The following is a 21,605-nucleotide window of genomic DNA, read 5'->3' on the forward strand; positions in this document are numbered from 1 at the left end:
AGACTAGTCATATGGCTAGTCTACCTGTAATCGCGATTGGAGGTAATTTGACCTAATGAGTCATGCGATTGAATTTAATCATCTAACCAAGCTTTATACGAATGGTCGAGGCATTGACGATCTGAATTTGATCGTGAAGCAGGGCGAGGTATTTGGATTTTTAGGCCCTAATGGTGCAGGTAAAACAACGGCAATGAAAATAATGACGGGATTAATAAAGCCAACATTCGGTGATGTCAAGATTTTCGGTGCGAGCATTCAAGAGCAATTTGTACAGGCCATGTCTCATGTCGGATGTTTAATCGAAACAGCAGAATCGTTCCAATATTTGACCGCCTATGAAAATTTACAGCTTTCCGCTCGCTATTATCCTCATGTAAATGGAAAGCGTATATCTGAATGCTTAGAGTTAACAGGGCTAACTAAATTTGCTCATGAAAAAACTAAAAAGTTTTCACTAGGAATGAAGCAAAGACTTGGAATCGCGAATGCGTTATTGTCCAATCCAAAGCTGCTTATTCTAGATGAGCCGCTTAATGGCTTAGATGTCGAAGGAATGCTCGATATGCGTCATCTAATTAAAAAGCTATCTCAAGAGCAAGGGACTACGTTTTTCATCTCAAGTCACTTAATACATGACGTTGAGCTTACTTGTAATCGAATTGGGATTGTTTTGAACTCAAGATTAGTAAGTGTTGACCACACGGAAGATATACTTAGAAATTTTTCGTCATTAGAACATTACTTTGTAAATGAGGTTGAACGAAATGGACGGGCTTAAAGCGACCTACCAAAATGAACTATTTAAAATTCGCAAAAAAAAGAAGCTGGTTGTAGGAAGTATTCTCTCTATCCTGGCCGTACTTATAGGACAAGTTTCTATAACGCTTGTGAATCAAAGCTTAGGATTGCTAATCGTCAATAGTACCGATCTTTCCTTAATCGTATTAAATGTCATGATGTATAGCATTTTTCCGTTGTTTGTTACGTTTTTAACGATTGATATGTTTAATGGTGAATACAATACCAATACGATGAAGCTCATTCTAACGAAGCCTACATCCCGCTTTAGTATTTTTACAGCGAAATTCCTAGCACTGCTCACGATTATTGGATTGAACATAGTATTTGTTATGCTGCTATCCCTTATAACGAGTATAGCCTTCAACATTAGTTCTGTAACCTTTATTGGAATCGTACGAATTATCGTTGCTTATACCGTAAGTATCGTACCACTAATCGTATTTTCATTGTTCGTCATCATGATAGCTAACTTGGTTAAAAGCGGAAATTCTGTTTTCTTTTTAACGATTCTCTCTTTTGCCCTGTTTTATGTTATAGGAGTTTTCTTTCATCAAGCTTCAAGCTTTTTATTCACCTCAATGTTCGATTGGTACCGTCTATGGATTAGTGATTCTATCCAGTTCTTTAAGCTTTTACGGATGAGCTTAATTATGATAGGATGTAGCATAATGCTATACAGCATCGGCTTTTCATTATTTGAACGTAAGGTGATCTAATTGAAGCTAACGAAGCGAATCTTTCAATTCCAGCTTTTTTCTATTTTATGTGCAATGATTGTAGCGGCAATCATATATAGTGTGAGCTTGTCCATTCTTACGCATTTATCTATTAAGACAATCTCTTCTAGCACAATTGAACAATCGATTGAGCGTCAACGCTTCATCAATGAGCTTACATTAAAAGTAGAAGATAAGCCGCTGGAGAGCTTCAATAATCCATTATTCATCGGCTCGTTAACTTCGAGTTTGGACTTGCTTAAGGGCGAATTCCTCCTGCTGCAAAACCGAAATCTTATTGCATCCTCGACAGATTTCAGTCGTGCAGAAATCACAGATATATGGAATAAGATTGATCAGCCTGACGCTGCGATAAGAGCGGGAAAACAAACGTACAAGCTTGCTTCGCTTCGATTAGCCGATTCGTTTCTAGTCATACTATGGCCAAATGATACGGTTAAACTAGTAGCATGGTTGCCAGCCACGCTTGCTTTACTAACCTTTCTCATTGTATATATCCTCATTAGCGGCTGGATTTCAGCAAAAATCACGAGAGAAATCGTTAAGCCTATTGAACAGTTAAAGCAATCCGCTTTGCAGATTAGTAACGGGGAACTGGATTCGATCATACCAGAGGACGCGAACGGAGAACTGCTTGAGTTATGCCGAGCGTTAGAACAGATGCGGGTAAAGCTGAAAGAATCGATTTACTTGCAACAAAAGTACGATGAAAACCGCAGCTTTCTTATTTCCAGCATCTCACATGACCTGCGTACGCCCGTTACATCAATTAAAGGGTATATTGAAGGGATATTAGATGGCGTTGCCAACACACCCGAAAAGCAGAAGCAGTATTTATTGACTGCTCAGCGCAAGGCAGCGCTAATGAACACAATGATTGAAGATTTACTGCTATATTCCAAGCTCGATCTGAACCAGATGCCGTTTAATGTTAAACCAGTTGATTTTGCAGCCTATGTTGAGCATTGTGTTGAAGAAAACCAGGCGTTATTGGAACAGCAAAATGTGATTGTTTCCTTACAGGCTGATCCGATTAGCAATCGCATGGTCTTGCTTGATGCTGAGCGCTTTATGAGAGTTTTTCAAAATATCATCGATAATGCGATATTTTATAATGATAGCAATCAACCTACCATTACCTTCATGCTGCGCGAAACCTATACATCGATTATTTTAGAAATTAAGGATAATGGTATCGGAATAAAAGCCGATGAAGCCGACCATATTTTCGACCGTTTCTACCGTTCGGATCGCGCACGAAAAGTGGAGTCTGGAAGCGGACTTGGACTCGCGATTGCGAAGCAAATTATTGAAGCCCATAATGGACAAATTTGGGCAAGCAGTCAGCTTAATATGGGAACGAGCATATTTATCTCATTGCCGAAGCGTCGGGAGGTGAACTAAAATGAGCAAGCATATCTTAATCGTAGAGGATGATCTGGCTATTGCCGAACTTCAAAAGGATTATTTACAGCTGAATGATTTTCAAGTCACGATTGTTGGCGATGGCCAGACCTGTTTACAATTAATTGAGAAGGAAGCATTTGAATTAATCCTGCTCGATATTATGCTTCCTGGAATGGATGGCTTTGAAATATTGGAGCATATCCGTTCAACGAAAGATATTCCAGTATTGCTTATTAGTGCACGCTCTGAAGATATATATAAAGTAAAAGGGTTAGGATTAGGAGCGGACGATTACATAACCAAGCCGTTTAGTGCGGCTGAATTAGTAGCAAGAGTGAAGGCTCATATTACGAAATATGAGCGCTTGGCAGATAGATTCTCACAGCAAGCAAAGGAAAGCTCTAATCGCAATATTATTCAGGTAAGAGGTCTAACCATCGATACGGATGCACGTTTAGTTTACGTCAATGGCAATGAGGTGAACCTGGCTAACAAAGAGTATGATTTATTGCTATTTTTGGTTCAGCACGGGAATCGCGTATTCAGTAAGGAAGAGCTGTTCGATCGGATATGGGGAATAGATGCCTTTGGCGATATAACAACAGTTACCGTACATATCGCCAGAATTCGCGAGAAAATAGAGACGACGCCCGGTAAGCCCGAGTATATCAGTACGGTATGGGGAGCCGGATATCGCTTTGTTGTGTAGTTGCAATTTGGAAAGTGTGAAAATTGGTCTTTCGCGAGTAAAAACACCATCTGCTGCATAGATGATGTTTTTACTCGTGGAGCTAAGCTTACATTGCTCAAAACCAACTTAATACGAAGTTTGATTCCTAACAGGATTAATTAATTCCTCTACTCCACTAATATAGCAAGCAGCAATATTGCCTGCTTGAATACGTACCGAGCCAGGAGTCCCTGTCATAATAATATCGCCAGGCTGTAGCGTCATCATCTCGGAAAAATAGGATACGATAAAAGGGATATTATAAATCATATGTGACACTGTGTTGTGATGGATCGCCTCACCATTTAATTTTGTTACAATGCTTAGCTCCGCTAAACTCGGGAACTCGTTTAGCGTTAAAAGCTGCGGGCCGAAGCTAAAAAACGTATCCATAACCTTCGAGCGTCCTAGGAACCTCGGGTTTCTAGCGTGTATATCCTGTGCTGTCATGTCCAATGTCGGCACAACCCCTGCTACCACACACATAGCATCCTGCTCATTAACGTTTTTACATGCTTTACCTATAATAATACCCAGCTCTGCCTCGGCAGTAACCTGCTCTAGACCTTGTGGAATAATAATGGTCTCCTGGTGTCCAATTAAGCTGGTATCTGGCTTGAAAAATACGATAGGCTCTTGAGCTGGAGGCACAGCCCCTAAATCCTCCGCCTTCTTCCAATAATTCATACCGATGCCACATATCTTTCTAGGGTGACGGTATAAAGGAGCATATTCAACACGGTTAAATGGTATAGCATCAAGACTAGCCAACTGCTCATCCGATAGATGGGATATCCACTCATCTAACAATTCACACTGCTCGTTAATAAGCAAGTCATAAACGCTAGTTTTCCAGCTTGTTTTGTAGACAGCATTTAGCTGATCTATAGCAATCATGCCTTTTTGTACAACAATAGCTGCTTGTTCCTTCCCTTCTAACTTAATCGTTGCTAGCCTCATCGGATTTCCCCTCTCCCGACAATAAAGCAGCATACCGCTTAACAAAGCGCAACAAACGAAGATCTTGACCATGTCCTGCTATAATTGAAAAGCCAAATGGTGAAGCTGGGCTCGACTTGTATGGAATATGTACCTGTGGCAAACCCGCTAAACCTGCTATACAGCTTAGTTGAAGCGTAAAGTTGCGTCGCTGCTCTAATAGTGACCCGGATTGATTGAGTAAAGGAGGCGCACCTGGGGTAGTTGGTAGAAACAACAGGCCGTTTTTCCCGATTAATTGAGTTAATCTATCACGAATTAAGGATCTCAGTTCTAGACTGGAAATGCACTCAGACTCCTTAATAGTACTTGCCCATTTAAAGCGGTCAGAGATGCCCGGACCAAAACGAGGGTTGTATTGCTCAATCCATTGCCTATGCTCCCGCCAAATTTCAAAGCCTTGCAAATAACGGAACGTATCCATCCATACCGCTAAGCCTTCTGGCGCAAGCTCAATATCCGAAATTGAACCTAAGCTATTCTCAATACGCTTAAAATGTGAGGTCAATGTTTTTGCACAATCCTCATCCACCAAAGACCAGCTTTCCTTGCTTGTATACATTGTATTAAATTCTTCATGATCTATATCAGATTGCTCAATTAACACTTCTCCAACCTTTAACAAGATATCACTATCGTTTGCCATCCATCCTAATGTGTCAAAGCTTTCTGCAAGCGGAATTACACCGTCCATAGAAACTATGCCATGGGTTGGTCTGAAGCCATAAATCCCGCAATAGGATGAAGGCACACGGACAGAGCCACCAGTATCCGTACCTAAAGCAAAGTCAACAAGCTGTGCTGCAACAGCCACTGCAGAGCCGCTAGATGAACCACCTGGAATGCAGTGTGGGGCCTTTGGATTTATTGGTGTACCATAATGATAATTCTCTCCATTTAAGCTATACATGAGCTCATCTGTATGTGTCATTCCTAATAGCTCAGCGCCTTCAGCCAATAAACGCTCAATGTTGGATGCGGTTTTTGTGGAAGGCAGATGTGTTTCAAGCCAATCCGGGTTACCTGCTCCAGAGGTATGATTAGCTATTGCAATGACATCTTTTGCTGCAAAGGTTAAGCCGTTTAGTTGTCCAGATCCTGTCGGTGCTAAGGTCACGTTATGTTCTATATATGCACCCCATTTATCTCTCATTGCTCACACCTCCGTTAACCGTAGCTTTTGAATCCCAGACCTTCATAAGCGCGTTAGACGTACATACCACTCCAAAATGTCGTTCAATATTGTTTAGACTCGGTTCATAAGCGTCTAAAAAAACACATGTTGTTGCTTCCTTAGGCAACACAACATGGTAGCCCAACATGTGCGCATCACGTAGAGTGGATTCCACACAGGTATTCGTATTAATACCAACAGCAACAATGGTTTCAATCCCTTTTTCCGTTAGCAGTTGATGCATATTTGTTTCTACAAAGGCACTGTATCGATGCTTCCATACGATTGTGTCCTCCGCCATGGGCTCAAATTGCTCAATGATATCTGCTCCCCATGTACCTGTACTGCAGCTTTGAGGATGCCCTTTGCCTTGACGTCTTTGGATCCATGCATCGTCTTTATTGTTCGCCTCATTATGCGACATCGCTACCCACATAATAGGTATGCCAGCTCGGCGAGCATTCTCAAGCAGCTTGTGAATCACAGGGATAATCGCTTGATATTGCCCAACCTCAAACCCAGATTGAGAAAACACGCCTCGATGATGTACAAAATCGTTTTGCATATCAATAATAAGCAGCGCAGTAGATTTGCTCGTTACCATCTCCAAGCTATAATCACCAGTTTCAACCACCTTTACACCTCCGATAGAACACCTTGGGATTGAAACACACTACGGATTTCATCAACATATTGAATAAAACGTTGGTCCTTTCGTGAGTTTATTCCTCTAGGACGATCTAAATCAATTTTTATATCCTTTAGTACAGAGCCGGGTCTAGGTGACATAACAATAACTCGATCTGATAAAAACACAGCTTCTTCAATACTATGAGTAATAAACACTACAGTAAATTTGAATGTGGAATAGATTTTTAATAGATCATACATCATTTGTTCACGCGTTAATGCATCTAACGCTCCAAACGGTTCATCCATCATAAGCAGAGTAGGACTTTGAATTAAGCCGCGACAAATCGCAACACGCTGACGCATTCCACCGGACATTTCGAATGGATATTTGTTCTCAAACCCTTCCAGACCTACCATCTGAAGCAATTCCATCGCCATATCTCGATTTGTTTTTTTGTCCTTCCGATCAAACCATGTTATATTTTTCAGCTCGAGCGGGAGTATTACGTTCTGTATAACGGTACGCCATTCTAACAGCACATCCTTTTGAAATACAACAGCGTTCCCCGTCTCTGTTCCCTTAACCACTTCGCCATCCATCAAAATTGTCCCACCAGTTGGCGCCTCTAAGCCTGCAAGCAAATTCATAAGTGTACTTTTCCCACAACCACTCGGGCCAACAATGGATACAAAGCTCGATGCCTCTATATCTAAATTCACTTTAGTCAATGCCTGTATATCGCCGCTTCTTGTCTTAAATACTTTCTCCATATCTTGAATGACAATGTGTTTTCCCGCCATACTATTCCCCTCCTCTTGAAGCTTTGTACCATGGAATAGAAATTCTCTCGATTAGCGATACGAGATTATATAGGCCAAGCCCAATGACTGCTAGCGCCACGATGACACAAAATTGCAAAGTAACGTCTAACTGAGAGCTCGCGATTAGCTGCAGGTAACCAAGTCCTCGCTCAGATGAAACAAACTCAGCAACTACAGCCCCTACTACCGCTAATGTTATCCCAACCTTAAAGCCCGCAAATATACTCGGCAGTGCCTTAGGCAGTCTAAAATAAAGGAAAACCTGCATAGCATTCGCTCGTAATGATTGAGAAAGCATAAACATATCTTTTTCCATCGATTTCAAGCCCGCGATCGTGTTGACCAATATAGGAAAGAAGGAGATCAGGAAGGCTATTAACACCTTAGACAGCATTCCAAATCCAAACCATACAATGAGTAATGGAGCCAGTGAAACCATCGGTATACATTGTAGTCCAATTAATATTGGGAAAAATGCTTGCGAGAAATATTTAGAGTACACAACCACGATAGCAAAGGGAATGCCAATGATGACTGATAATCCAAATCCAGCAAAAATCTCTACTAATGTCACACCGCTATGTCGTACGAGCATTGCCCAATCTACAACTATACGCTGCAAAATATCTGTTGGTGTAGGAAGCAAATACTTCGGTATATCTAGTACAAAGCATAATAATTGCCATAGTGCGATTAAACCAATAAGTGTTACTATCACTGATAATGAACGCGTCATCCTATTAGACATAGCTGCAACCCCCTTGATATCCTTCTAAATCAATTCATTAATGAAGGATTTATGGCATAAATTCATTCGTCAAATAGCTTTCCATCGGTAGTTTATTGTTTATTAAATCACTCTCTAACAAACGATCCGCCATTGTACTAATCGATTCCTCATCCAGCCAACCGTAAGGCTTACCTTCTTGAAAAGCGAGTTCTCCTGTTCGATTAATTTGATCAACTACAACTTCCTCATCCACAGTATCCGGGAATAGCGACTTTGCTATTGCTGCTGCTTCCTCAGGATTTTCCAATGTATAAGCAAAGCCTTCGTTAACCGCGGCTAAAAACCGCTTTATTGTATTTGGATTTTGCTCTATAAACTTATCATTTGAAATCAAGGATAAGCCGGCAATATCAAATTCAAAATCTGCTAAGTACATAGGCACTAATTCAACACCTAGATTTTTTTCAAATAGCGGGTATTCGTTTGTGGAGAAAACAGCAACTGCGTCTGCTTCCTTATTAAAGAACAGAGTATTTCTTGCACCCGTCTCGACCATAATGTGCTCTACTTTGTGTGGATCTGCTTCGTTGAAAAGTAAGAACTTCTCATAAATGCTTGTAAAGGTTGAGCCTGAAGAGGAGACAATTGATTTACCCTCAAGATCCTTAGGCGAATAAACCGGGTTATCAGGATACGATAAAATAATGATTGGCGAACGTGGCATATAGTTGGCGATCATTTTTATTGGCATCCCCTGTTCAACACCTTGCAGCGGCTCAACAGCAGATGTTACTCCAATGTCCTCATTATTTTGTGCGATGACCTGTAATACCTGTACTGACCCTGAACCTTCTAATATATCAACCTCTATCCCATACTTCTCAAAAATCCCCAATTCACGCGTCACATAAAAAGGAGCAAACTCACCTTTAAATTTCCAGTTTAAGCGTAGCGTAATTTTCTTTTTTTCGGCTGGTGGTAAATCAATTGCTGTTTCATCATCTTGATTTTGTGGAGTTTCTGCTGCGTTGGCTCCTCCAGCAGCTGGTGTTGCATTAGAAGCAGCACCATTGTTTCCGTTTGATGAACAACCTGCAATTACTACCATACACAGCATGAGTAAAATTAACGGTTTTAGTATAGTTTTCATTGTAACTCTCCTCCAATTCAACCTATTATTAATGTAATATAATCTAACATATACTAACAAACTCAGTTGATTAAGTTAATTTAATGGTATATTATATTACATATGAATCATATGTGCACCGTGCACAATATAAAGATTAAAATGAGTGGCTTGACATACAAACATAGAGTTTATTGGTATTTCCGTGACTCATTGAACCAATTCGATAAGCTATTAGTTACCACTTTGCTATGTAATAGCATCAATAATTATGTCATATATATTTACACAAGAGGTGATTGCCATGAGTTTATCATTATTGAATGCTTTAAAACTTCCTGTTTTTTCAAATGCAAAGGTGATTGGTGGCCATAATGGTTTACAAAAAGGCATCGATTCGTTCAATGTGATGGTTAAGCTGCCGAAACAACACGATCAGGTAAGTCGTGATACACCGAACATTTCGAGCTGGTTAAATAAAAATCAACTTGTATTAACAACCGAGGTTGTTGTAAACGAAAACCTACACGCTCTTATGGAATTTCTCAAGCAAATGAATACTGCTCAAGCAACTGGTCTAATTATTAAAGCTCATACCGATACCGAGCTTCCTACGCTACCCGAGCCACTACTTGATCAAACTAATCGCTTAAATCTTCCTTTAATCGTCCTTCCGAATGATAATTCTATTGGAGAAATTATGAGTCAGGTTTTAAGTATTATCCTTAACGCAAAGCAGGTAGAGCTTGAAAGAACGATTACGATTCACAATAAGTTTTCCCGCTTATTTTTAAGAGGAGCAAGTATGTCTGATGTAGCACAAACGTTAACTGGTTTTATTCACTATCCTGTTATTATTGTGAACACAAAATTTGATGTGCTTGGCTGTGCTGCAACTGCTAAGCCTTGGATTGACTCATTAACTACTGAAAGAGACTGGGTGCACTTTATCGTGAACCAGCCTCCCACAAAAAATCAACTCACCTATTACAAAAATGAGCAGCACAAAAAACTAGGCATTTATCCGATTCATTCTTCGGGAAATTTGAAAGGATATTTTATCATTCTAAATATTGATTCTACAGTCGAGCCTTCCCTTATGCCGCTTGAACAGGCGTCACAGATCGTAGCCTATGAAAGCATAAAGCAGGCTGCATTATTAGAGGGCTCTAACAGGCTGCGCGATGAGTTTTTTAGTGATTTCTTCGAGAATAAATTTTCATCAAGTGAAGAAATTCTAAAAAAAGGAGAAAAGTATGGATTGGTTAATGGGGGATATTACTGGGTTATTGCGTGCAAATTACTATCCCATTCTATGCATGGGCAGCATTCCCAACATATAAACTCAAGTCACTATGAAGCTTTAAAGGTAGATGTTGACACTTATTTAGAAGCTGTAAAAGCACCATTTATTACTACAATCAAAGATGAAAACCTTATTATCATTCTTAATAGCCCAATATCGGATCAGCCGATCGAAAAGGAAACAGAATGGATTGAGAAGCTAACTCACCTTCAGGATCAATTGGCTGCATGTCATAGCAGCTGGGCTGCCAGCTTCGGCATCAGTAATGCTACCGAGCAGCTTGAAGGTATACCTCGTGCTTATCAGGAGGCACATACAGCCTTAAAGCAAAGCTTAAACGTTGGCAATAAGCCCTTTGTTGTTTCTTACCGTGTACAACAGGTACCTGACCTTATTCGTTTACTTCCCTATCACAAATTAAGCGAGTTTTATGTTACCGTTCTAAAAAAGCTTGCTTATCCGAAAACGCCTGAAGATCATGATATCCTTCTCACTTTAGATACCTATCTAAAATTGAATTGTAATGTAAAAGAGACGGCGAATGCGCTATTCTTACACCGCAACACCGTCTTCTATAAACTGAATAAATGTGAAGCTATTCTTAATATTTCACTTAAAGATCCTGTAGACCTCATTAAGCTTCGTATTGCCCTCATTATTCATCAGCTCCTTATTACAGGAGAGAAGCAGGATTAACGTTCTGGTTGAGGTAATATCGCCAATGGCTTCGGTGCATGAGCTAATAGCTCATGTATCCGATCAGTCTCATAGACGACCTGTACAGAGAGCTGCTCTAGTGCTACGCTTGCTTGATCATCAAGTGGCTTCTGCGTAATCATTTCAAGTATGAACTGCATTTCATTGGGCTCGTAAAAGCGCTGAATATAGGTTAGCATTTGTGCGTAATTTAGCATATTCCCGCTACCAAGAGGATTAAATAGATCGCCCATATTGTCACTGCCTAGTGTAATTCTTACACCCGATTTCAGCAGCTCCTTTGTTCTTGTAATCGCTCTAGTCGCAATAGCAGTCGGACATACAATCACGTGCAAGCCAGCTTCAACGACTTGCTCAATCGCTGCTTTTGCCTGCTCATCCGATACATTAGCAAGCGAATTACAATGAATCGCATAAACCTTTCCACGTAAGCCTCTTTGCTTCGTTTCCTCTGCAATATTAGGCAACAAAAAATGTTCTGGCTTGCCGCTTTCATCGGTGTGAAATTCAATCCACGGCGCATCAAATTTTTCAGCCAAGTCAAAAACACGTTGAATATGCTTAACGCCATCAGGATCTGTTAACGTATGTCCTCCTATACCCACTCGTCCCATTTTTAATGCCTCAGCTAATAAATGCTCTGTTTCAGGAAATCGTTCAAAACCCTCTTGGTTAAAAGCCGTAATATCAATGATAATATCCTTTGCATAATTCTGCTTTAGCTCTAAAATAGCTTCTATCCCTTTTAGACCAACAAGTGGATCAACATCAACATGAGTACGTACATAGGTCGTGCCATAGCTCAACATGTTTAACAATGCCTGTTCAGCTCGAGCATAAATATCTTCTTTAGTGAATTGTGCCTTGAGTCCTCTTGTCCATTCCCCTCTTACAGGAGCTGGTGCATCCTCATAGCTGACTCCAGGTACTAGTACGCCTTTATCTAAATGGGCATGCTCATTTGAAAACCCACTCATCGCCCACGCTTTATTGCTCACCTTCATATTAACAGCCCCTTTCCTTCCTTACGCCTTCGCAATAAGGGCTAACAAGTTAGCACCTCTAGGTCCTTGATGCTCCGAGCCAGCCGAGCATAGAATAGAAGCATCATTGACTACACTTCCCACTACTGCGTTAGCAACTGCTTTTGCTAAAATTCCAGCATGCATGCTTAGCGCATCGGAATGCATTGTATGTCTTTGATTACGAATATGCGTCAGAGCATCCGCACCTGCATTAACAAACACTTGAACGATTCGCTCTTGATCCTCCTTTGACAGCAAAGGATTAACCTTCATCCCCATTCCTTCTAGCAGGTCATATAATCCTTGCAAATCAAAGCTGTCCTTCATCATACCTGAACCTACCACCAAGGAACTATTTGCCCCTACTTTATTCCCCATCACGATTACACGAACTGCCTTTTGTTCACCACCAGCCGAAACCGAGGTGCGCACAGAATATAAGGAATGGTCGCCATTAATAACGGCTTCTGTTACACGATCACGCTCGATCTCCCCTAATGCTACGGCCGATCCTAAAGCTGAGGCTGCTTTAGACATCGTTCCGCCAATACCCCACGGACATTTGATTTCTACACAATGAACATCATCTAGTGAAGTAATGCCTGCATCCTTAATCGCCTCACGCACAGCCTCTGCTGCAACATCAACCTGTGCGATTGTCCCAATCTCTTCTGGATTCAAAACTCTACTCGATGCTACACCAAACACAAAGCGTTTTTCAGTACTTCTAGCTTGCTGCTCCTCGTTAGTGTCATCTCTTAAAAAGATTGTGTAATGCGGACTCATTAACCCGCCCGTTTTACCAATCATCATCATCGGTATGCGATCAAATACCTCTTCATGTGTCCAGCCTAAGTATTGCGAAAGCAATAACTGAAAAGCTAAAGTGGCGTATCCTCTCGCATAGCCATCACCCTCTGTTTGTGCAATAATCCCTTTTATATGTGTCGCATTAACCTTCTCAGCTTGTAGCAATGCTGCTAATTCACTTACATCACCAGGATGTTCCATCTTTAGCTTTAATACATCGTATTTCATAACTTTCATTCCTCTCTACTAAAAATAAAAAAGCCATCACGATTAACTAAATTAATAGTAATCGTAATAGCTTAGTGAATATATGTGCACGCTGCACAAACATTAGCTTGAATTCATATCCGTGATGAACAGAGTAATAAATAGTACTACTGTTACCACCCCATTGCTGCTCCATCACTTCGTACGTCAACGCCTCCATGCTTGAAGCCAGCTTCATCAATAAGTATGGCGTTGGCATGGCCCATTAAGGAGTCATAGGCATCAACCTTTTTCACACAGTGACCAACCTCACTTAGGCTGGCTACTATATCATCAGGAATCCGCTCCTCTACCTTTAATTCCTGTGTCTCCTCTCCCCACGTTCTTCCCCATACAAAACGAGCTGCATTAATAGCCGCTTGTGGGTCCATAGCGTAATCGAGTATACGAGTAGCCAGCATCGTTTGCGTCTGTGGCTGCCCTTCACCTCCCTGTGTACCGTACAAAAGATAGGGTGCTCCGTCCTTACAGATCATCGCTGGCATTAAAGTATGGAAGGTTCGCTTATTAGGCTCAAGCTTATTAACGTGTGTAGGATCTAGCGAAAAGAATGAGCCTCTGTTTTGCAGCAGAATCCCCGTATTTCCAGCAACTACACCAGAACCAAATTCAAAATATAAACTTTGAATAAACGACACCGCATTGCCTGCCTCATCAACTACAGCTGCATAGGCGGTGTCATGCCCAACCGGTTGTGTGTCCATAGAAACGGTATGACTCATTGACATTTCCTTTGTAAGCTCTAATGCATATTGCTTACTTAATAGCCTCTCAAGTGGAATCGAGCTAAATTCTGGATCAGTAAGATATCGGTTGCGATCACGAAAGCTAAGCTTTAACGCTTCTACTAGAAGATGATAATACTCAAAAGACCCCTCTTTCATGTTGTTCATATCAAAGTTCTCTAATATATTTAATGCCATAATCCCGACAAAGCCCTGTGAGTTAGGAGGAACCTGATAAGTCTCATATCCTCGATACATCCCCTTTAGCGGTGTAACCCATTCCCCTTTATGCTTCATAAAGTCTTGTAGATTTAAAAGACCACCCTGCTCCTGTATAAACGACACTATTTCTTCTGCAAGTTCACCCTTATAGAAAGAGTCTCTACCCTGCTCTGCTAACTTTTTAAGGCTTGCTGCTAGCTGCTTTTGTATAAAACGACTGCCTTGCTGTGGTACTTGTCCATTTGGGGTATAAATCTCAGAGGTAATAGGAGTATTGTTGATAAGCTCAAACTGATTGACCGTATTTATATATTGATTATGTGATAGCGGAAAACCCTCACTTGCATAACGAATAGCAGGCTCAAGCACCTGCGCTAAGCTCATCGTCCCATATTGATTTAAAATCGCACCCCAACTATCCACCATTCCAGGCACCGTCACGATGCTCTTTATTCCTCGAGTAGGAATTTTATCTTCCCCTAAAAAACGATCGATCGTTACTGTGCTTCCAGAACGTCCACTACCATTGTAGCCCTTCACTTCATGATCTTGCTTATTGTACATAAGCCAAAACGAGTCGCCACCTACGCCAGTCATATGCGGATAAACCACCGCTAAGCAAGCACTTACTGCAATCGCAGCATCATAAGCGTTCCCACCTTGAAGTAAAATATGTTGCCCTGCAGCTGATGCTAAATAGTGCGGACTAACAACCATAGCCTTCGTTCCAATTATCGACTTATTCACAATTACCCCTCCTATCACATGCTTTTTATTTTTTCCAACATATCACCTTAGAAGAAATTGATCAACAAAAATATTGCAATCATTTTTTTATTTTTATGTTGATAATGTTTGTTTATAGTTATATATTCTTACATAAGGTAATATATTTCCTGAATAAAGTTTCGTATTGTTTGATCAGAGTTCAAGAAAATTTGAAAGGTGTTGATTCATTTGCAGCATACACACGGCTCAGCTTTACCCATTCTTGATGATATAGATCGCCAGCTGTTATCTATATTAAGAGAAAATGGAAGAGCATCGTATACGGATTTAGCAAAGGAGGTTGGACTATCACGCGTTGCAGTACAAACAAGAATTAATACGTTAATAGAAAATGGTACAATTGAACGTTTTTCATGCATTTTGAATCCAGAGAAATTAGGTATTTCAGTATCCGCCTTTTTTAATGTTGAGGTGCAGCCAAAATATTTAGCAATAGTAGCTGATACTTTAGCAGAAGAGCCTGAAGTTACTAGCCTTTACCACATGACTGGTCCTAGCAAGCTTCATATGCATGGATTATTTAAAAGCAATGATGAAATGGAGCAATTCATGAAGGAGAAGCTGTATGTGCTTCCGGGGATTCAAAGCGTTGACTGCCAAGTATTGATAAAACGCTATAAGAGCCGCATGGGGATGAGACTATAATGAACAAACAAGAGTATTGGAATCTTACAGCAGCGATGCTAAGAACAGGCTTGCTAGGGTATGGGGGAGGTCCATCCACTATTCCTCTGTTTAAGCATGAAGCGGTTGATCGGTACCAATGGATGGATGATAGCGAGTTTGCAGAGGTGTTGGCAATAGCTAATACCTTACCGGGTCCTATCGCTACAAAATTAGCTGCTTATCTCGGCTATCAGAGACGCGGAATATTAGGTGCAGTGTTAGCGGTAGCTTCTCATATTCTTCCTACCTGTATTGCCATTATTGCTTTATTTTCATTTATTTCCGTTTTTAGCACATCCTCTATTATTTCAGGCATGATTGCCGCTGTTGTTCCTGTTGTCTGTGTGATGCTGGCTATCATGGCATTTGAATTTGGAAATAAAGCCGTAAAGGGGCTTGGCTATCTATTAGGGTTCGCTTTGTTATGTTTAGCCTTTATTTTGCTGTATGTTATTCAGTTACATCCAGCAATCGTAATCGTTCTATTCCTGATGTATGGTGCGTTTCACTTCAGCCTACTAGGTAAAATGACAGATAAGCAACACAAAAGAGGAGTTGACAGCTAATGAGGGAATGGTTCGAGCTATTATATGGTTTTTTTGTAGCCAATGTACTGGGATATGGTGGCGGCCCTTCGTCCATCCCTCTGTTACATCGTGAAATTGTAACGAACTACGACTGGCTCAATAATTCTGAATTTGCTAATATGCTAGCATTAGGAAACGCATTACCAGGTCCGATTGCAACGAAGATTGCAGCATATGTAGGATATGATGTAGCTGGTTGGTTTGGTGCATGTATTGCAATTTTCGCAACCGTCTTTCCCTCTGCAGCAGCCTTAATTGTTTTACTTAACATTATGAAGCATTATCGTCAGTCCAAGGTCGTTAAAGGAATGACCTTACTCGTTCAACCGGTTATAGCCGTATTAATGATCATTCTTACATGGGATAGTGTTAATGAGTCCGTTCAGAACATCGGAATTATTCAGTTTGGTGGCATCGCCGCCGTGTCATTATCTCTTATGACGATAAAAAAGATTAAAATACATCCTGCCCTTATAATCGCTATCGCATTTATATACGGCGGCATCTTTTTATCTTGAAATTTCAGTTCCTTACAACCGAAATAACATCCATAGCTAATTAATGCCTCAAAATCGTTAAAAGTTGATGCTCAATATCCTGCTTGACTACCTTTAAATAACCGATATTGTTTTCAGTTTCTACAATGGACTTATTTTTAACTGGCTGATAAGACAGCTGATCCTTCCATACATATTGAACTTGATTCATTTCTTTGCGCTTTATCTGCTTAATTCGCCCATCGGCATCACATATGCGGTATACGTCCTCCTTATGACGTGGTTTACTTTTCATCCTAATGATCATTTTCAATAAATGACCCCATATACCAGGAAAGCTCATATTGTTTTGTGGACTTGAGGTAAACTCCTTTATATTAAGCTCCTGACCGTTTTGCATCTGAACCTTCGCATAAACGGAGGAGCTATAATGAACATCACCTGAAAGAATAATACAAGTACTTGGATTCCAGTCAGCTACTTGTTGTAAAAACGCTGTAAAGCCTCTTCCGTTATATTTCCATGCTTCAAAGTCAAAGGTTGTATCTACATCAACATTTATTATTCTTAACGGCTTCGTGTATTTGTGTACAAAGTTTTCGATCAGTTCCATTCCATATACGGGAACTGCTGAAACGATAATTAGTGGTTGATTACTCTTCCAATCACTCTTCATTAATGAACGATTAACAGCTTCCCACTCGCGTTTGCAGATTAATTGAGGAACGGATTCCGTCTCTTCAAAAAACTTACCCACTCTATAAGGCTTTGGACAATGATCAAATTTCCTTTGCGTTCGCGTATCAAGAAATACCGCTTTGGGAGACGTCGGGGCAACAAAATGCCATTGCTTAAATCCCCACATCTGCTCAGTCCATGCTTGGTAAGCCTTCTGCATCTTTCCGTTCATTAAAGCTTCTGCGTACCTTTTAATCATCGTAATAAATGAACGATTAAATGAATCAGGATTGTTCCCCCAGCCTTGAAATGCCCAGTAAGCAGTTAAACCGTTTGACACAACATGCTTGCCCAGCGGAGCCTTCTTCACATTCTCTTTCCATTCATAAGACAAGTTCCAGTCATCAGTAATGTCGTGATCATCAAATATCATGTAGACAGGAATATTCGCTAGTAATCTTCTTACGTGATATAGAGATCTGTAAAATGATGTTAATCTCTCCTGTTGTTTACGATACTGCTTGCTTCGCTGTTTCTTTTCTGCCTTATGCTTCTTTTTGTATTCACTTGAAAAAACAAAGTAGACATCATTTTTTTCCAGAGCCTCATCGAATGAATCGATCAAACGATTCCGTATGATAAGCTCCCAAAGGGCTGGACTCCAGGACAATAAGTACATTATGGCATACTCACCAAGCTCAATGAGGTGATTGCTAGCAGAAGACGAAGTGAACTTGCCATAATACTTCATGATATATCCGCGACCATTGATTTGCTTTAGAGCCGTTTGGAACATAGCATGATCTAGTCCGCTTTCCAATTGACCGAGCTGTTCTTTATGGCCTATGAGATGTTTGGCTAGAGTAGATATTGGTCGTACTAACGGATCTGCGACATCGTCTGCATAAATCTGATCACCTAAAAGAAATAAAGCCCCCGGACGATTTAACGTGTCATCGTAATGATCGTTAACCACTTGATCACCGAGTGAGAGCGTATCCTTTCCTTCTCCGTGAAGCTTTCTACATGATCCATATAAGATAGGGGCTTTCGAATCGGATATATAAAAGCTAGGATACTTCAGCTCACCATAACAAATGGAGTTTTCATCTCCTTTCGTTAGCAGACCTAAACTCGCTAAGTCGAATAAGCAGGCTCCTTTTTTGAACGTTAAATTGTAGCCAATTAACTGATTCGTCTTAAAAAGTCCTTGACCAGGGGTTATCTTAAGGAGCTGAATAAACAGTTTTTTACCCAATTGAATGGTATTCAATTCACACTGAATATTAATCTTCTCGTAAGTAATGTTGTTTCTTTCCGAGCTTACATCGTACAGATTGGCATCGATATGGTAAGCCTCGCTAGTTGCAGCCCATATATAAACTTGTGATGGCTCAACGCGACGTATGATCGGTCCAGCGAGTAAAACTGGTATTTTCAGTTGATTCATCGTACCACCTCACAGTCATATCTACCCATGATATTCACTGTCAGAATGGTACGTTCGTATATAATCAAATTTATAACTTATCGCTTATTTCATTTGACGACGATAGCTCTAACGATACGCCAACAAAGCTTCATAAGTTTCGGGACAGAATGAATATTCTCTTTCAGATAGGAGAATGCAGGACGGTTTCCGCGCTTCGTATTGCATTCACTGCATGAAGCAAGCAGGTTTTGCGGAAGATACGAGCCGCCTTTGCTTGAGGGAATGATATGGTCCACTGTCGTGGCGTGGCGTCCGCACCATAAGCAAGTATAACGATCCCGCTTCAGCGCAGCTTTTCGATAGTCGCGAAATAAGAATGGATTATACAGCAATTGGATCGTCTGCTCATCAATCCAGACGGCACGCGAACGTTCAACTTCTCTCACAGCCCGATGCGGCAAACATGGGGTTAACCGTTGACCATCCGTATTCAGTACCGTTATTAACGTTTCCTCCCCATTATGACTCATCGACTTCACTCCATCCGTACTCTAGCCTATACGATTAGTATAAAACAAAAACACCATCCTCATGCGGATAGTGTTCATCATGGTGGAGGCGAGGGATTTGAACTCTCGAACTCCTTTTCCTCACTCAGCTATAACTTGACAAAAATTATATTTTTAAGCTCTCACGACATAAATACAAGCTTAACTATTGTCGGTATACTTCAAGCTCTGTACCCACTTTTCTACATCTTCTTCATTCATGGGCTTTCCATAATAGTAACCTTGCATAATAATACAACCCAGCTCTTTTAGGCAACCCTTGTGTTCTTCATTCTCCACTCCCTCTGCAATGACATCCAATTGAAGATTTTCAGCCATTAAAACAATTGCATTAATAATTGCCCTCTTACTAGGATTTTCCAAGTCTAACGTAAATAAACGATCTAATTTAAGAGCATCAATAGGAATACGATCGAGCAACCCTATTGATGAATAGCCTGTTCCAAAATCATCCATAGACACTTTTACACCTAATTCACGTATCTGATGAAGCTGTTGAATTACATTATTGATATCGTTCAATACCATGGATTCAGTAATTTCAAGTTCTAACATTGTTGGATCCAGCCCTATCTTATCTAACGTACTCTGAATTAACTCGGACAAATCAATTTGAAATAATCGAGCAGAAAGATTGACTGAAATAGGTTGCTTAATTCCTTTATTTATCCAACGCTTACATTGACTACACGCTTCTTCTAATGCCCATCTTGTCATTGGAATGATAAACCCCGTCTCTTCTGCTATCGGAATAAACTCCATAGGTGATACTGTTCCTAAACGAGGGTGCTGCCATCTAATTAATGCTTCAAAACCGTACAAACTGTTCGACTTGACATTCCATTTTGGCTGATACACAATGAAAAATTGCTTATTCACTAATGCTTGCTGCAAATCTTTTTCTAGCTCCATTTTACGTACTTCTTTAACGCCCATTTCGTCCGTATAGATACAATACTGATTTTTCCCCATTCCTTTTGCCTTGTACATCGCTGTATCAGCAGTTCTAAGTAAGCTGGAACGATCATTTTCCTGCAACGTTCCTATACTAATCCCAATACTTCCTGTAATGTAAAGCTCATTCCCATCAATTCGATAAACCTGTTTAATACTGCGTAATAAACTGTCTGCCATCTGTTTCGCACGATTGAGATCACATTGTTTCACTATGAATAAAAATTCATCACCGCCAATTCGGTATGCTTGTTGATCTATACGCACAAATTGCTTTAATCTTCTCCCAACTTCCTGTACGAGTAAATCTCCAATATGGTGTCCTAATGTATCATTAATCGCCTTAAATTGATCTAAATCTATAAATAATACACCTAGGCTTTCATTCCCATTGTAAGTGTCAAAAAAGCGATTCATTTCATTACGATTCGGGAGTCCAGTAACTGAATCTTGATAGGCTAATCTCTCTAATACATTTCGATCAACATACATCGCTCCCCATGACACGAATAGGATAATAAAAATCATAACGCACACACCAATAAGTAAAAAGAAACTCAGCTCTGAGCCGTCATGACCTGAATCGTTGACGTGAACATGAAAATTTGCTGCTGACATTCCAGTATAATGCATACCACAAATAGCAACACCCATTAGTGCAGCAGATAACCATTTAAGTAGACTATAGGAGGATTGGTTTCTAAATCTTAAAAATAAAAATAAAGCAGCATATGACGCAACGATGGCGATCATGACAGAGATCAACAATAACTGTTTATCATATGTAATGTTTCCATCCATCATCATTGCTTCCATACCAGTGTAGTGCATGGTGATAATTCCACTTCCCATTATCAACCCACCAGTACCAATTTTGATCCAGTTAACATTTTTAGGCATCGTAATATAGAAAGCAATGAACGAAGAGATTACACTTGCGCCCAGGGATAGTAACGTTAATCCAAAGTCATATTTCACGGAGGCATGTAAATCAAACGCAAGCATACCTACAAAATGCATGGACCACACACCGCTGCCCATAACGAATGCTCCTGCAAGCAGCCAGTAGTACTGTGTTTTTCCGTTAGCACGTGAAATCTTAGACGTCATACTAAGAGCAGAATACGAAGCTAAAATTGCTATAACTGCCGATACGGCTACAATATAATAATTGTAACTTCCTTCTAGATTCACTT

The 21,605-nt window shown here is 40.4% G+C and carries 20 protein-coding genes; 8 read left to right on the forward strand and 12 right to left on the reverse strand.

Annotation, left to right across the window (positions count from 1 at the left end; genetic code table 11):
• Positions 1 to 55 precede the first annotated feature (55 nt).
• The 4 genes from ACFP56_RS11495 to ACFP56_RS11510 are packed head-to-tail and all read left to right on the forward strand — an operon-like array spanning position 56 to position 3,657.
• The gene (locus ACFP56_RS11495; protein ID WP_379234513.1) at positions 56 to 781 is read left to right on the forward strand and encodes an ABC transporter ATP-binding protein; all 726 of its coding nucleotides are present in this window, start codon (positions 56 to 58) and stop codon (positions 779 to 781) included.
• On the forward strand, positions 768 to 1,520 hold the full coding sequence (locus ACFP56_RS11500) for an ABC transporter permease (RefSeq protein ID WP_379234515.1): 753 nt from the start codon (positions 768 to 770) through the stop codon (positions 1,518 to 1,520). Before ACFP56_RS11495 ends, ACFP56_RS11500 begins: the two co-directional genes overlap by 14 nt.
• On the forward strand, positions 1,521 to 2,945 hold the full coding sequence (locus tag ACFP56_RS11505; protein ID WP_379234517.1) for a sensor histidine kinase: 1,425 nt from the start codon (positions 1,521 to 1,523) through the stop codon (positions 2,943 to 2,945).
• Between the two features lies 1 nt (position 2,946).
• Positions 2,947 to 3,657 (forward strand): response regulator transcription factor, encoded by a 711-nt coding sequence (locus ACFP56_RS11510; protein WP_379234519.1) that lies wholly within the window; start codon positions 2,947 to 2,949, stop codon positions 3,655 to 3,657.
• A 108-nt stretch (positions 3,658 to 3,765) separates the two neighbouring features.
• Here the strand turns inward: ACFP56_RS11510 and ACFP56_RS11515 are convergent, their stop codons facing one another.
• The 6 genes from ACFP56_RS11515 to ACFP56_RS11540 are packed head-to-tail and all read right to left on the reverse strand — an operon-like array spanning position 3,766 to position 9,186.
• The gene (locus ACFP56_RS11515; RefSeq protein ID WP_379234521.1) at positions 3,766 to 4,638 is read right to left on the reverse strand and encodes a fumarylacetoacetate hydrolase family protein; all 873 of its coding nucleotides are present in this window, start codon (positions 4,636 to 4,638) and stop codon (positions 3,766 to 3,768) included.
• Positions 4,619 to 5,830 carry an amidase gene (locus ACFP56_RS11520; protein ID WP_379234523.1) on the reverse strand — a complete coding sequence of 404 codons (1,212 nt, stop codon included), beginning with the start codon at positions 5,828 to 5,830 and terminating at the stop codon, positions 4,619 to 4,621. Before ACFP56_RS11520 ends, ACFP56_RS11515 begins: the two co-directional genes overlap by 20 nt.
• The gene (locus ACFP56_RS11525) at positions 5,820 to 6,485 is read right to left on the reverse strand and encodes a cysteine hydrolase (RefSeq protein WP_379234525.1); all 666 of its coding nucleotides are present in this window, start codon (positions 6,483 to 6,485) and stop codon (positions 5,820 to 5,822) included. Before ACFP56_RS11525 ends, ACFP56_RS11520 begins: the two co-directional genes overlap by 11 nt.
• Before the next feature lie 2 nt (positions 6,486 to 6,487).
• Positions 6,488 to 7,285: an ABC transporter ATP-binding protein gene (locus ACFP56_RS11530; RefSeq protein ID WP_379234527.1), complete on the reverse strand. Its 798-nt coding sequence runs from the start codon at positions 7,283 to 7,285 to the stop codon at positions 6,488 to 6,490.
• Between the two features lies 1 nt (position 7,286).
• Positions 7,287 to 8,054 (reverse strand): ABC transporter permease, encoded by a 768-nt coding sequence (locus tag ACFP56_RS11535; RefSeq protein ID WP_379234529.1) that lies wholly within the window; start codon positions 8,052 to 8,054, stop codon positions 7,287 to 7,289.
• Positions 8,055 to 8,103: 49 nt separating this feature from the next.
• The gene (locus ACFP56_RS11540; protein ID WP_379234531.1) at positions 8,104 to 9,186 is read right to left on the reverse strand and encodes an ABC transporter substrate-binding protein; all 1,083 of its coding nucleotides are present in this window, start codon (positions 9,184 to 9,186) and stop codon (positions 8,104 to 8,106) included.
• A 283-nt stretch (positions 9,187 to 9,469) separates the two neighbouring features.
• Between ACFP56_RS11540 and ACFP56_RS11545 the strand changes: the two genes are divergently transcribed.
• Positions 9,470 to 11,167 (forward strand): PucR family transcriptional regulator, encoded by a 1,698-nt coding sequence (locus tag ACFP56_RS11545; RefSeq protein WP_379234533.1) that lies wholly within the window; start codon positions 9,470 to 9,472, stop codon positions 11,165 to 11,167.
• Here the strand turns inward: ACFP56_RS11545 and ACFP56_RS11550 are convergent.
• The 3 genes from ACFP56_RS11550 to ggt all read right to left on the reverse strand — a co-directional run bounded on the left by ACFP56_RS11550 (position 11,164) and on the right by ggt (position 14,984).
• Complete coding sequence (locus ACFP56_RS11550) at positions 11,164 to 12,192, reverse strand: amidohydrolase family protein (RefSeq protein WP_379234535.1); 1,029 nt, start codon at positions 12,190 to 12,192, stop codon at positions 11,164 to 11,166. The two genes, ACFP56_RS11545 and ACFP56_RS11550, sit on opposite strands and share 4 nt — an antisense overlap.
• A 21-nt stretch (positions 12,193 to 12,213) precedes the next feature.
• Entirely contained in the window at positions 12,214 to 13,251 is a 1,038-nt protein-coding gene (locus tag ACFP56_RS11555) for a ring-opening amidohydrolase (protein WP_379234537.1), read from the reverse strand.
• A 152-nt stretch (positions 13,252 to 13,403) separates the two neighbouring features.
• Positions 13,404 to 14,984, reverse strand: coding sequence for a gamma-glutamyltransferase (ggt, locus tag ACFP56_RS11560; RefSeq protein ID WP_379234539.1), 1,581 nt, complete (start codon positions 14,982 to 14,984; stop codon positions 13,404 to 13,406).
• 204 nt (positions 14,985 to 15,188) lie between these two features.
• Between ggt and ACFP56_RS11565 the strand changes: the two genes are divergently transcribed.
• From ACFP56_RS11565 to ACFP56_RS11575, 3 genes are read left to right on the forward strand one after another with little or no spacing between them, the layout of a single operon-like run.
• Positions 15,189 to 15,671 carry an Lrp/AsnC family transcriptional regulator gene (locus ACFP56_RS11565; RefSeq protein ID WP_379234669.1) on the forward strand — a complete coding sequence of 161 codons (483 nt, stop codon included), beginning with the start codon at positions 15,189 to 15,191 and terminating at the stop codon, positions 15,669 to 15,671.
• On the forward strand, positions 15,671 to 16,258 hold the full coding sequence (locus tag ACFP56_RS11570) for a chromate transporter (protein ID WP_210178534.1): 588 nt from the start codon (positions 15,671 to 15,673) through the stop codon (positions 16,256 to 16,258). The genes ACFP56_RS11565 and ACFP56_RS11570 overlap by 1 nt, the downstream gene beginning before the upstream one ends.
• A complete protein-coding gene (locus ACFP56_RS11575) occupies positions 16,258 to 16,797 on the forward strand; it encodes a chromate transporter (protein WP_379234542.1) in 540 nt (179 codons plus the stop codon). The genes ACFP56_RS11570 and ACFP56_RS11575 overlap by 1 nt, the downstream gene beginning before the upstream one ends.
• Positions 16,798 to 16,837: 40 nt before the next feature.
• Here ACFP56_RS11575 and ACFP56_RS11580 read toward each other — a convergent pair whose 3' ends face one another.
• From ACFP56_RS11580 to ACFP56_RS11590, 3 genes are all read right to left on the reverse strand, one after another.
• The gene (locus ACFP56_RS11580) at positions 16,838 to 18,904 is read right to left on the reverse strand and encodes a hypothetical protein (protein ID WP_379234544.1); all 2,067 of its coding nucleotides are present in this window, start codon (positions 18,902 to 18,904) and stop codon (positions 16,838 to 16,840) included.
• 89 nt (positions 18,905 to 18,993) lie between these two features.
• Complete coding sequence (locus ACFP56_RS11585; protein ID WP_379234546.1) at positions 18,994 to 19,416, reverse strand: HNH endonuclease; 423 nt, start codon at positions 19,414 to 19,416, stop codon at positions 18,994 to 18,996.
• Positions 19,417 to 19,596: 180 nt separating this feature from the next.
• On the reverse strand, positions 19,597 to 21,603 hold the full coding sequence (locus tag ACFP56_RS11590; RefSeq protein ID WP_379234549.1) for a bifunctional diguanylate cyclase/phosphodiesterase: 2,007 nt from the start codon (positions 21,601 to 21,603) through the stop codon (positions 19,597 to 19,599).
• Between the last annotated feature and the right edge of the window lie 2 nt (positions 21,604 to 21,605).

The sequence above is a fragment of the Paenibacillus septentrionalis genome, assembly GCF_042659865.1.
GTDB classification, from domain to species: Bacteria; Bacillota; Bacilli; order Paenibacillales; family Paenibacillaceae; genus Pristimantibacillus; species Pristimantibacillus septentrionalis.

Bases quoted from the DNA above. Each gene is read 5' to 3' on its own strand.
- ACFP56_RS11585 (WP_379234546.1), bottom strand. From the start codon at position 19,416: ATGAGTCATAATGGGGAGGAAACGTTAATAACGGTACTGAATACGGAT.
- ACFP56_RS11545 (WP_379234533.1), top strand. From the start codon at position 9,470: ATGAGTTTATCATTATTGAATGCTTTAAAACTTCCTGTTTTTTCAAAT.
- ACFP56_RS11540 (WP_379234531.1), bottom strand. From the start codon at position 9,186: ATGAAAACTATACTAAAACCGTTAATTTTACTCATGCTGTGTATGGTA.
- ACFP56_RS11520 (WP_379234523.1), bottom strand. From the start codon at position 5,830: ATGAGAGATAAATGGGGTGCATATATAGAACATAACGTGACCTTAGCA.
- ACFP56_RS11500 (WP_379234515.1), top strand. From the start codon at position 768: ATGGACGGGCTTAAAGCGACCTACCAAAATGAACTATTTAAAATTCGC.
- ACFP56_RS11570 (WP_210178534.1), top strand. From the start codon at position 15,671: ATGAACAAACAAGAGTATTGGAATCTTACAGCAGCGATGCTAAGAACA.
- ACFP56_RS11575 (WP_379234542.1), top strand. From the start codon at position 16,258: ATGAGGGAATGGTTCGAGCTATTATATGGTTTTTTTGTAGCCAATGTA.
- ACFP56_RS11530 (WP_379234527.1), bottom strand. From the start codon at position 7,285: ATGGCGGGAAAACACATTGTCATTCAAGATATGGAGAAAGTATTTAAG.
- ACFP56_RS11535 (WP_379234529.1), bottom strand. From the start codon at position 8,054: ATGTCTAATAGGATGACGCGTTCATTATCAGTGATAGTAACACTTATT.
- ACFP56_RS11555 (WP_379234537.1), bottom strand. From the start codon at position 13,251: ATGAAATACGATGTATTAAAGCTAAAGATGGAACATCCTGGTGATGTA.
- ACFP56_RS11510 (WP_379234519.1), top strand. From the start codon at position 2,947: ATGAGCAAGCATATCTTAATCGTAGAGGATGATCTGGCTATTGCCGAA.
- ACFP56_RS11550 (WP_379234535.1), bottom strand. From the start codon at position 12,192: ATGAAGGTGAGCAATAAAGCGTGGGCGATGAGTGGGTTTTCAAATGAG.
- ACFP56_RS11580 (WP_379234544.1), bottom strand. From the start codon at position 18,904: ATGAATCAACTGAAAATACCAGTTTTACTCGCTGGACCGATCATACGT.
- ACFP56_RS11515 (WP_379234521.1), bottom strand. From the start codon at position 4,638: ATGAGGCTAGCAACGATTAAGTTAGAAGGGAAGGAACAAGCAGCTATT.
- ACFP56_RS11495 (WP_379234513.1), top strand. From the start codon at position 56: ATGAGTCATGCGATTGAATTTAATCATCTAACCAAGCTTTATACGAAT.